11 protein-coding genes are annotated in these 11411 nt (G+C 34.8%); 2 read left to right on the forward strand and 9 right to left on the reverse strand.

What is annotated here, in order from left to right; translation table 11 throughout:
- Position 1: 1 nt before the first annotated feature.
- From dnaJ to gpr, 8 genes are all read right to left on the reverse strand, one after another.
- Positions 2-1129 (reverse strand): molecular chaperone DnaJ, encoded by a 1128-nt coding sequence (gene dnaJ / locus F9279_RS10175; protein WP_152112582.1) that lies wholly within the window; start codon positions 1127-1129, stop codon positions 2-4.
- A 165-nt stretch (positions 1130-1294) separates the two neighbouring features.
- Positions 1295-3124 (reverse strand): molecular chaperone DnaK, encoded by a 1830-nt coding sequence (dnaK, locus tag F9279_RS10180; protein WP_152112584.1) that lies wholly within the window; start codon positions 3122-3124, stop codon positions 1295-1297.
- Between the two features lie 34 nt (positions 3125-3158).
- Positions 3159-3743 (reverse strand): nucleotide exchange factor GrpE, encoded by a 585-nt coding sequence (grpE, locus tag F9279_RS10185; protein ID WP_152112586.1) that lies wholly within the window; start codon positions 3741-3743, stop codon positions 3159-3161.
- Between the two features lie 79 nt (positions 3744-3822).
- Positions 3823-4848 (reverse strand): heat-inducible transcriptional repressor HrcA, encoded by a 1026-nt coding sequence (gene hrcA / locus F9279_RS10190; RefSeq protein WP_152112664.1) that lies wholly within the window; start codon positions 4846-4848, stop codon positions 3823-3825.
- A 179-nt stretch (positions 4849-5027) separates the two neighbouring features.
- The gene (gene hemW / locus F9279_RS10195; protein WP_152112588.1) at positions 5028-6170 is read right to left on the reverse strand and encodes a radical SAM family heme chaperone HemW; all 1143 of its coding nucleotides are present in this window, start codon (positions 6168-6170) and stop codon (positions 5028-5030) included.
- Positions 6171-6453: 283 nt separating this feature from the next.
- Positions 6454-8289, reverse strand: a complete 1836-nt coding sequence (gene lepA, locus F9279_RS10200; protein WP_152112590.1) for a translation elongation factor 4 — start codon at positions 8287-8289, stop codon at positions 6454-6456.
- 104 nt (positions 8290-8393) lie between these two features.
- A complete protein-coding gene (locus F9279_RS10205; RefSeq protein WP_152112592.1) occupies positions 8394-8741 on the reverse strand; it encodes a DUF3679 domain-containing protein in 348 nt (115 codons plus the stop codon).
- Positions 8742-8951: 210 nt separating this feature from the next.
- Positions 8952-10073 (reverse strand): GPR endopeptidase, encoded by a 1122-nt coding sequence (gpr, locus tag F9279_RS10210; protein ID WP_152112594.1) that lies wholly within the window; start codon positions 10071-10073, stop codon positions 8952-8954.
- A 206-nt stretch (positions 10074-10279) separates the two neighbouring features.
- Here gpr and rpsT point away from each other — a divergent pair, with 206 nt between their 5' ends.
- Complete coding sequence (gene rpsT / locus F9279_RS10215; protein WP_152112596.1) at positions 10280-10546, forward strand: 30S ribosomal protein S20; 267 nt, start codon at positions 10280-10282, stop codon at positions 10544-10546.
- A 75-nt stretch (positions 10547-10621) separates the two neighbouring features.
- On the opposite strand, the gene F9279_RS10220 is transcribed toward rpsT, so the two are convergent.
- Entirely contained in the window at positions 10622-10774 is a 153-nt protein-coding gene (locus F9279_RS10220) for a YfhD family protein (RefSeq protein WP_152112598.1), read from the reverse strand.
- A gap of 184 nt (positions 10775-10958) precedes the next feature.
- On the opposite strand from F9279_RS10220, the gene F9279_RS10225 reads away from it, so the two are divergent.
- Complete coding sequence (locus F9279_RS10225) at positions 10959-11294, forward strand: hypothetical protein (RefSeq protein WP_152112600.1); 336 nt, start codon at positions 10959-10961, stop codon at positions 11292-11294.
- Positions 11295-11411: the final 117 nt, after the last annotated feature.

Genomic DNA, 11411 nt, shown 5'->3' on the forward strand with positions numbered 1-11411 from the left:
ATTATTCACCTTTAAATGCTCTTTTTACTTTAGAAAAGAAGCTATCGTCTTCTTCGCCGTGTGAAGAGTTTCCAGTTTCATCAGCAAACTCTTGTAGTATTTGTTTTTGCTTATCCGTAAGTTTTGTTGGTGTTACTAAACGTATGATAACATGCTGATCTCCTTGACCATATCCACGAACGTTAGGAATACCTTTTCCTTTCAGACGGAATTTTGTACCTGTTTGTGTTCCTGCTGGAACCTTTAATTTTACCTTACCATGAATGGTAGGCACTTCGATTTCTGCTCCAAGTGTTGCTTGCACAAACGTAATAGGCATTTCACAGTACACATCTTCTCCATCACGTTCAAAGAATTCATGTCTTCTGATTTGGAATACAACATATAAGTCACCTGCTGGGCCACCATTAACTCCTGGTTCACCTTGACCAGTTACTCTTAGTTGTTGACCATCATCGATACCTGCTGGGATTTTCACGTTTATTTTTCTACGTTTTTTCACTTTACCAGTTCCATGACAGGTTGAACACTTATGCTTAATTTCTTTACCAGTACCATTACAATGGTTACATGTTCTTCTATTCACAATACGACCAAATGGTGTATTCTGCTCAACATTTAACTGACCTGTACCGCTACAATGTTTACATGTTACTGGTTTTGTGCCAGGCTTAGCACCTGTTCCACTACATGTTTCACAATTTTCTTCTCTTGGAATTTCAATTTCTGTTTCTTTTCCAAAAGCAGCTTCTTCAAAAGATAGTGTCATTGTGTACTGTAAATCTGCTCCTTGGCGTGGGGCATTCGGATCTCTTCTTCTTGATCCTCCACCACCAAAGAAAGTACTGAAAATATCTTCGAAGCCACCAAATCCACCACCAAAATCAGCGCCTCCGCCAAAACCTTGGTTCGGATCAGTATGACCGAATTGATCATAATGTGCTCTTTTTTGATCGTCACTTAATACTTCATACGCTTCTTTGACTTCTTTAAATTTTTCATCAGCATCTGGTTCTTTATTAATATCTGGATGATATTGTTTAGAAAGCTTACGATATGCCTTTTTTATTTCATCCTTAGAGGCACTATTTGATACCCCAAGAACTTCATAGTAATCCCTTTTATTCATGATTGATTACCACTCCCCGAATCTTTTCACATAAATGCTATTTTATCATTATGCTTTTCTAAAGTACAATAGTTTCTTTATAAAAATAAATACATTGAAAAAGAAAAGCCAAAGTCAAGATAACCTGACTTTGACTTTTGTAAATGCTTAGAGCTATATATGTTCTTACTTATCGTCTTTAACTTCTTCAAATTCTGCATCTACGACATTATCATCTTTGCTAGATGTAGCACCGTCAGCACCTTCTGCAGATTGAGCTTGTTTAGCAGCTTCTTCATAAAGCTTCATTGTTAAGTTTTGAACGATTTCTTGAAGTGCATCCTTCTTCGTACGAATTTCTTCTAGTTCATTCTTTTCGATAGCAGCTTTTAACTCTTCTTTTGCTTCGTTTGCTTTTGCAACTTCGCTTTCGTCTACTTTACCTTCTAAATCTTTTAATGTTTTTTCAGTAGTGAAAACAAGTTGATCTGCTTCATTGCGTAATTCTACTTCTTCTTTACGCTGTTTATCAGCCTCAGCATTTTCTTCTGCTTCTCTTACCATTTTTTCAATTTCTTCATCCGATAAACCTGTTGAAGATTTGATTGTGATCGTTTGTTCTTTGTTTGTGCCTAAATCTTTCGCACGAACATTCACAATACCGTTTTTGTCAATATCAAAAGATACTTCAATTTGAGGAATTCCACGTGGTGCTGGTGGGATATCCGTTAATTGGAAACGACCTAATGTCTTATTATCTTGAGCCATTTGGCGTTCACCTTGAAGTACATGAATATCTACAGCTGTTTGGCTATCAGCAGCAGTAGAGAATACTTGTGACTTAGATGTTGGAATAGTAGTATTACGATCAATTAATTTAGTAAATACGCCACCCATTGTTTCAATACCTAAAGAAAGTGGAGTTACATCAAGTAATACAACATCTTTAACGTCACCAGTAATTACACCACCTTGGATTGCAGCACCCATTGCAACTACTTCATCTGGATTAACACCTTTATGCGGTTCTTTACCAGTTTCTTTCTTGATAGCTTCTTGAACAGCAGGGATACGAGTAGATCCACCTACTAAGATAACTTTATCGATTTCAGAAGCACTTAAACCAGCATCTTTTAACGCTTGACGAGTAGGACCCATAGTACGTTCCACTAAGTCAGCTGATAAATCTTCAAATTTCGCACGTGAAAGACTTATTTCCATATGAAGTGGTCCAGCTTCTCCTGCAGTGATGAATGGTAATGAAATTTGTGTAGAAGTTACTCCTGATAAGTCTTTTTTCGCTTTCTCAGCAGCATCTTTTAAACGTTGTAATGCCATTTTATCTTTACTTAAATCAATACCATTTTCTTTTTTAAATTCTTCTACTAAATAATCAATGATTACTTGGTCAAAGTCATCTCCACCTAGACGATTATCACCAGCGGTAGATTTTACTTCAAACACTCCATCACCTAGTTCAAGGATAGAAACGTCAAAAGTTCCGCCACCAAGGTCATATACTAAAATTGTTTGGTCTTCATCAGTTTTATCAAGACCATATGCTAATGCAGCTGCAGTAGGTTCGTTAATAATACGTTCTACTTCTAAACCAGCAATTTTACCAGCATCTTTAGTAGCTTGACGCTCTGCATCATTAAAATATGCAGGAACAGTAATAACTGCTTTCGTTACTGTTTCTCCAAGATATTCTTCTGCATAACCTTTTAAGTATTGAAGAATAATAGCAGAAACTTCTTGAGGAGAATAGTTTTTACCTTCTACCTCAACTTTATAATCTGTACCCATATGACGTTTAATAGACATGATTGTGTTAGGGTTTGTAATAGATTGGCGTTTTGCCACTTCCCCAACTTGGCGTTCTCCATTTTTAAATGCTACAACTGATGGAGCAGTTCTGTTACCTTCTGGATTTGGAATAACCTTAGGCTCTCCACCCTCTAGTACAGCTACACATGAGTTAGTTGTACCTAAGTCAATACCAATAATTTTACTCATGAAAATTCCCTCCTAAATTTTATTATGTAATCCTTTATTGACTTACTTTAACCATTGCGGGTCTAATTACTCTATCTTTTAACATATACCCTTTTTGGAACTCTTCTACCACCATATTTGGTTCTGTTCCTTCCACTTCTACTTGCATTACTGCCTGATGAAGATGTGGATCAAACTCTTTACCAACTGATTCGATTGCTTCTACTCCTTCTTTCTTAAGAGCTTCTAGCAAACTACGATAGACCATTTCTACACCTGTATAAAGACTTTGGGATTGTTCCCCAACAGTTTCCATTTTTAGTGCTCTTTCTAGGTTATCAATGCTTGGTAATAAGTCCATTACTAGACTTTGTGCACGATAAGTTTGTGCTGCCTCCATATCAAGTCTAGCTCTTCGACGTGAATTATCAAAATCTGCTTGTAAGCGGATATAACGATTAGATTCTTCTTCAAGCTTAGCCTCTAATGTAGCAATCTTTTCATTAGCTACCTGTAGTTCTCCCATTTCCTCATCAGAAGGAGCTGCTTCCACCTCTTCAAATACGGCTTCCACTTTCTCTTCTTCATTAACTACTTGTTGGTCTAATTCTTCGTTATTAGTTGTTTTCTCTTCAGCCAACTTGTTCACCTCCCTTAAAGGAATAAATAATGTAATGCTTACAGAATAGGTTGTTGTATTCTGTAAGACATCTCACCTATCACTGATACAGTTTTGTTAGAACCTTTGTTAAATCATGAGATAAGAAATTCAGTAAACTAATCACTCTAGAATATTCCATTCTTGTAGGACCTAAAATGGCTATAGAGCCGATATTTTCTTCTCCAATGCTGTAGGAAGCAGATATAATACTACAGTTTTCCATAGCACTATTATTATTTTCCCGACCAATCTTGATACTTATATCTGTTGTATTATTACGTATTAAGTCTGGAATTCCTTCCTCTTTTTCAATCATATTTAAGAGATTGCGAATTTTTGTAATATCATGAAATTCAGGTTGACTCAAAATGTTCGTTTTTCCACCAAAAAACAATTTTTGATTTGTTGGTATTCTTACCGTTTCAGAAAGAGAACTAATAAAATATTCATAATGACTAATATGTTGTTTAAGTATGGATGCTACTTCTTTATAGATCTTATTATGAAGCTTATCCATTGAAACTCCAACTAGCCTTTCATTAAGTATATTAACTAATTGTTCTATTTCTGATGCCTCAACATTTTCTGGTAAATGGAACATTTTATTTTCAACAAGACCTGAATCTGTGACGATAATTGCAATAGCTGTCTGTTTATTTAAAGGTACAATTTGGATCTTTTTTAGCTTATTTTCCTTTACTGCTGGTCCAAGGACTATAGTAGTATAATTTGTTAAATCAGACAATATTTTCGCGGATTTTTGTACAATATTTTCTAATTCGTATATCTTCTCTGCAAACAAGGAGTTTATTTCCATCATATCTGATTTCTTCAATTTTTGTGGTGCTAATAAATGATCCACATAAAAACGATATCCCTTTTCTGACGGAACTCTGCCAGATGAGGAGTGTGTTTTTTCCAAATAACCTGACTCTTCTAGATCAGCCATTTCATTACGAATGGTTGCCGAACTAAAGGTTATATTATCTTTCTTAGATAAACTTCTTGAGCCAACTGGTTGTGCAGATGAAATAAAATCATCAATAATCACCTGTAATATTAGTAATTGACGATCCGTTAACACATTAATCACCTCTGTTAGCACTCTTTATACGTGAGTGCTAAATCTATATATAAATTAGCAAAAATGAGGGGATTATGTCAATCATTTGCACCTGATTTTTATAAGAAATTTTTCCCTTTGCTATTTATATAAGTTTGTTGTGAAGGCCCACCCTTACTAGTAGATAAGCCTCACAACCATCATTTCAATGTTCCAATAAAGGATTGAAATACTTCGTTCCCTAAAAATCTACCTGATGACGACAAACGTAAATGATTATCATCTACAACGACTAAACCCTTTGCTAATAAGCTTTGAATTTCTTGATCAAATAGATTTAATGGATTCTCACCAAATTTCTCTTTAAAAACATCTAAATTAACTCCGACGTTTTTTCGCAATCCGAGAAACATTTCTTCTTCCATTTTCTCCACCTTTGTAACAAGATGTCTTTCTAGAAGAGGAAATTGTTTTTCTTCAAGTGGTTGCATATATTTTTTTAGAGGTCCGAAATTAGATCTTCTTTCACCTGCTACGTAACCATGGGAACCTGCACCAATTCCGAAATATTCTTCATTGCTCCAATACGTAAGATTATGAAGGCTTTCATATCCAGCTTTGGCAAAATTACTAATTTCATACTGTTTAAATCCGTGTTTTTCCATCTCTTCCATGAGCAAACCATACATATTTGCTTCTACATCTTCTCCTGGTGTTGGTAACTTCCCTTTTCTCATTAAATTATAGAATACTGTCTTTGGCTCAATAATTAACGAGTAACCTGAGTAATGTTGAATATCTAATTGAAAAGCTGTATCAAGTGTTTCTTTAAAGTCAGATATAGTTTGTCCAGGTAGGCTATAAATTAAATCAACACTTATATTATCAAAGCCAATTTTCTTTGCTGCCTCTATAGAAGAAAATACATCTGTAGCTTTATGAGTCCGTCCAATACGCTTAAGTAGGTCATCATTAAAGGACTGAACACCAAAGCTTAATCGATTCACTCCACCATCATATAGGGCTTTTAATTTATCTTCTGTTAAATCACCTGGGTTTGCTTCGAATGTATATTCTATCTTTGGTAAAGGAGAAAGCTCCTTATTGATCATTGCACATAATCTATCTAATTGACTTGCAGATAAACTAGTAGGTGTTCCTCCTCCAACAAAAATGGTAGAAAGAGGTTGCTTTCCATACGTTTCTACCGTCAATTTCATTTCTTGCTCTAATGCACTTAAATATTCATCAACAGGTTGTCCTTTTAGGAAAACCTTGTTGAAATCACAGTAATGACATATATGTTCACAAAATGGAATATGAATATATGCTGCTTTTATCAATTCTTCACAACCTTTTTTTATATTGCTTTTCTTTAGTAAATATAGGGCTTTAAAAACATTTATATTAGTAAAGCTTCCACTTGTAGATATAATTAGAACTTTGCAAGAAAACCTTGTCTATTATTAAATGATGTCATTTTCAAAGAGTTAAAAATAATCGGTAGTGTACAAAATTTCTATACCTTGTATAAGAAAAGGAGGTTAGTGCCGCAATGACACTTAACCTCCTACTTATAACAATATATTGTATCGTTAGCAAGCTTCTTGCACATCTATTTCCTTATTATTTCTTTGGGTTTGAGTCATCCATACGTAATACTGCCATAAATGCCTCTTGTGGAACTTCAACAGATCCAACTTGTTTCATACGTTTTTTTCCTTCTTTTTGCTTTTCTAGCAATTTACGCTTACGAGATATATCTCCACCGTAACATTTTGCTAAAACGTTTTTACGCATTGCCTTAATAGTCGAACGAGCTACGATTTTCTGGCCAATTGCTGCTTGAATTGGAACCTCAAACTGTTGGCGAGGGATAAGTTCTTTTAATTTTTCTACAATGATTTTTCCTCGTTCATAAGCAAAGTCTCTATGCACAATAAAGCTAAGAGCATCCACTTGCTCCGCATTTAGAAGAATATCCATCTTCACAAGTGTTGAAGTTTTATAACCAATCAACTCGTAGTCAAAAGAAGCATACCCTCTTGTATTTGATTTTAATTGATCAAAGAAATCATACACAATTTCAGAAAGTGGAATTTCATAAGTAATCTTAACACGAGTCTCATCCATGTACTGCATGTCAATGAAAACACCACGTTTAAGTTGACAAAGTTCCATAATTGCACCAACATATTCGTTCGGAGCCATCATAGTTGCCTTTACATATGGTTCTTCGATTCTTTCAATTTTCTGCGGATCAGGCATTGCCGAAGGATTATCCACTTTTAATTGTGAACCATCTGTCATAATAACATCATAGATAACACTTGGTGCTGTTGTGATAAGATCTATTTTGAATTCACGCTCAATACGTTCTTGAATAATTTCCATATGCAATAATCCAAGGAAACCACAACGGAATCCAAAACCTAATGCTTGAGAAGTTTCTGGTTCAAACTGTAGTGCAGAGTCATTTAGTTCTAATTTCTCTAAAGCTTCTCTTAAGTCATTAAATTTGGCACTATCGATTGGATATAATCCACAATATACCATTGGATTTAATTTTCTATATCCAGGTAAAGCTTCTGTTGCTCCATTTTTGGCACTAGTAATGGTATCACCAACACGAGTATCACCGACATTCTTAATAGCTGCCGTTAAGTATCCTACATCTCCAACAGATAACATATTCGTTGGAGTAGACTTTGGTGTAAACACACCAACCTCGATTACTTCAAATTCTTTGTTTGTTGCCATCATGCGAATCTTATCGCCAGGCTTAACTGTACCCTCTACCACACGAATATAGGTGACAACACCACGATACGCATCATACAAGCTATCAAATATAAGTGCTTTTAGCGGAGCTTCAGGGTCTCCTTCTGGTGCAGGAACCTTTTCTACCACTTGTTCTAATATTTCTTCAATACCAATACCAGCTTTTGCAGAAGCAAGAACAGCTTCAGATGCATCTAAACCAATGACATCTTCAATTTCATTTCTAACTCTTTCAGGATCTGCACTTGGAAGATCAATTTTATTAATAACTGGTACAATTTCTAAATCATTGTCAATTGCTAAATATACGTTCGCTAAGGTTTGAGCTTCAATTCCTTGTGCAGCATCTACTACTAGCACTGCTCCTTCACATGCAGCTAAACTACGGGAAACTTCATATGTAAAATCCACATGCCCCGGTGTATCAATTAAATGCAAAGTATAGATTTCTCCATCCTTCGCTTGATATTTCAGCTGTACAGAATTTAATTTAATGGTAATTCCACGTTCTCTTTCTAAGTCCATAGAATCTAGCAACTGATCTTTCATTTCACGTGCTGTTAAAGCATTTGTTTTTTCTAAAATACGATCAGCTAATGTAGATTTCCCATGATCTATATGTGCAATAATGGAAAAATTCCTAATTTTTGATTGTCTATTTAACATTTCTTCTCTGTTCATTCGTTTGTTCACTCCTACAATAATCGCGCATATACACTATTTTTGATTATAGCAGTGTGATGAATAAGATTCAACGAAAAGTAAAAGGATTTACTTACGCTTTTCTATTTATCCTTCTCTTCCATGGTATCTCCAATCAAACTTACTCCTTTACCTACCAGAGAAGAAATCGTATCTGCTAAACCTTTTCCCATACTTGATAATAAGTTAAATGCTCTCATTTCCTCTAACTGTTGTTTTTTTTGCGCCAAATCTTGACTTGTCACATTTTCACCTAGCATGGTTGCTTCTACATTTCCATCTTCACTCTGTATGGAAACTGCCTGGTCAAAACCACTGTCTTCATAGCCTCTCATTTTATGTATCCCACTGTTTGCCTGCTGCATTCCAAATAGAACACAAACAAACATAAGCATAGCAATACCTATAGCACTTAGCGTAAATAGCTTCACTCTAATCCCACCTCTATCTTTCTTTATACTTTTGGTTACTTGAAGATGGTTGTTGTTCATTTAACCTTATGATATAGGTACCTTAGATGATGGAAAAAGAGTAGAATCGAACAAACAACAATCTAAGAGAATAGCCTGTGTATTTCAATTAGTTCTAGTAATTCTACTAAAAATATATGCAAATAATAGAGTTACTAGAACTTACTAGTATTAATGTGTATTAAAACCAACATTTTCTTGATCAATCGCTTTATGAAGTGCTGCGTTTAACCCGTTTGCAAGTAAGTTAGACATATCTTCAATAAAAACATCCACCTCTTTAGGTGTTACCATTAAATTATGTCCAATTGGTGATAAGACTTCATGAATAAGTCTTCTTTTTTCCTCTTCTGGAAGTGTTCCAATAATTCCGAGGAAAGTTTTACGGTGATGCTCCTCAGGAAGATCTTCGTCTTTTAATACTCTCTTCTCTCCAAAACTCATGCCAGCTGGAACTAAAGAACGCGAAGGTTTATCTCCTTCTTTCATTTCTTTCCCAAAATGCTTTAAAATATAATCAATCGTATCACTTGTAATAGAAACTGCATCTACAACCGTAGGCACCCCAATTGCTATTACAGGTCTCCCCAATGTGTCTTGACTCAATTCCTTTCGTTTATTCCCAACACCTGACCCTGGATGAATTCCAGTATCAGATATTTGAATAGTAGAATTAACACGCTCAATGGATCTAGAAGCAAGTGCATCAATAACAAGAATAAAATCTGGATTGGTTTTTTCTACTATTCCTTTAATTATGTCACTTGTTTCAATACCAGTTAACCCCATAACACCTGGAGCAATACTTGAGACAGGACGATAACCTTGTTGAACATTTTCTGGCTGTAGCTCATATAGATGTCTTGTTACAAGAATGTTTTCACATACTTTTGGACCTAAGGCATCTGGAGTGACATTCCAGTTACCAAGCCCTACTACTAAACAAGATGCATCTTCCCCAATATTCAGTTGCTTTAAAAACTGAGAAAATTCTTTAGCAAATACTTTTTCTACTTTCTCTTGTAGATCTGTATCTTGTTGCCTAATACCTAACACTTCAATAGTTAAATACTTTCCTTTTTTCTTTCCTATCAATTCTTCTCCTTTTTCCTTCACCTCTACATAGGACATCTTTATGCCATTCTCTTCTTTTTCCTTAATAATTACTCCATCCAACTGTGATTGATCTTGCTCATCTTTAATTAGTTTTTGATTATGTAAGGCAATATCTCTTGCTTCAATTGCTAAATCTGTTCTAATGGAATACCTACTTAAATCTAATTTTTCAGTCATAACAATCCCCTTCCTTCTCTAATATTAATCCTAAATTTAGCATTTCCTCTAACACTAAAAAAATTCATATTTCTCAAATTGAATGGATAGTATTGCATTATTAGCTGTCGTTTGATAAAATATCTCTTGTTCTTTAAGTTTTTTAGGAATGTATATATCGAGTTTAAATAATTAACTTGATGCTTCTTTTTAGGAGGTGAAAGTAAATGCCAAATATTAAATCTGCTATCAAACGTGTAAAAACTAGTGAAGCTCGTAACGCTCAAAACACTACAGTTAAATCAACAATGCGTACTGCTGTTAAAAAGACTGAGGCTGCTATCGCTACTAACGATGCAACTGCTGCAAACGCAAGCTTTGTAGAAGCTGCTAGTAAATTAGACAAAGCTGCTGCAAAAGGTCTTATTCATAAAAATGCTGCTGCTCGTAAAAAATCTCGTTTAGCTAAAAGAAAAAATGCTCTTAACGCTTAATGAGTAGAAAAAAGGCTATCTTAGAAGATAGCCTTTTTTTATTGCATAAATTTACTTTGGGCAACAACTATATATTTATTTAGGTCTAGTAGGTCTTATTTTTGGTGTTTCTCCCAACTCTCTTGCAAATTCCTCATCTACCTTATTTGGAGCGATTTTCAGCTCCTTTGGAGTTTGAGGCAAAGAATGTTTATTTTTTGATGGACTTTGACTATTTGCTCTTCCCATTAGATCCTCTCCTTACATTTAAAATCCTTTATAGTATGACGCTATTTCTAAAAAGATTTCTGAACAATATTTTCCTGTGCGGAAGCAAAAGAAGGACTAATACACAGTTTGTTTGGTTCATATGTAAGATCATTGATGATGGCCGATATTACTAGTAGGTTACAACATAAAGTGAGGTTTTATAATGAAAATTAGAACACAATTAATTATTATCTTTATTCTTTTCCTATCAGCTATGATTGGTATAGGTATTTATAGTAACTATAGCCTTCATGTAACTGAAGATTATAATCAAAAATTAAAAGATGAAAAAGAAATGCAAAGACTTGTAACACATTTACAATATAGGTTAGCTGGGATCTCAAATGATGAAAGAGGCTATTTATTAACTGGTGATAACTCCTATACAGAGGGAATGAAAGAAAAAGACAAATATGACCAGCAGCAAGCACTCGAGGACCTTCCGTGCCTAGTGTTGCCATCAAAGACCCCATACTTCAACTTTGTCTGCAACCTGTAAAAATTTTTCTTTGAGATAGGTTCTTACGGCATCCTCGTTCCCGGAAGTTCTCTGACTATCTGTTATTTCTTTTAAAAATTCTAATTCTTTCTCTTCCACTATGTTCACTCTCCCTTT

Origin of the sequence: Bacillus sp. B1-b2 (assembly GCF_009183415.1) — a bacterium.
Lineage (GTDB): Bacteria > Bacillota > Bacilli > Bacillales > Cytobacillaceae > Niallia.

Coding starts and splice junctions, on each gene's coding strand:
- dnaJ (WP_152112582.1), bottom strand. CDS start 1,129: ATGAATAAAAGGGATTACTATGAAGTTCTTGGGGTATCAAATAGTGCC.
- rpsT (WP_152112596.1), top strand. CDS start 10,280: ATGCCAAATATTAAATCTGCTATCAAACGTGTAAAAACTAGTGAAGCT.
- F9279_RS10220 (WP_152112598.1), bottom strand. CDS start 10,774: ATGGGAAGAGCAAATAGTCAAAGTCCATCAAAAAATAAACATTCTTTG.
- gpr (WP_152112594.1), bottom strand. CDS start 10,073: ATGACTGAAAAATTAGATTTAAGTAGGTATTCCATTAGAACAGATTTA.
- F9279_RS10225 (WP_152112600.1), top strand. CDS start 10,959: ATGAAAATTAGAACACAATTAATTATTATCTTTATTCTTTTCCTATCA.
- lepA (WP_152112590.1), bottom strand. CDS start 8,289: ATGAACAGAGAAGAAATGTTAAATAGACAATCAAAAATTAGGAATTTT.
- dnaK (WP_152112584.1), bottom strand. CDS start 3,124: ATGAGTAAAATTATTGGTATTGACTTAGGTACAACTAACTCATGTGTA.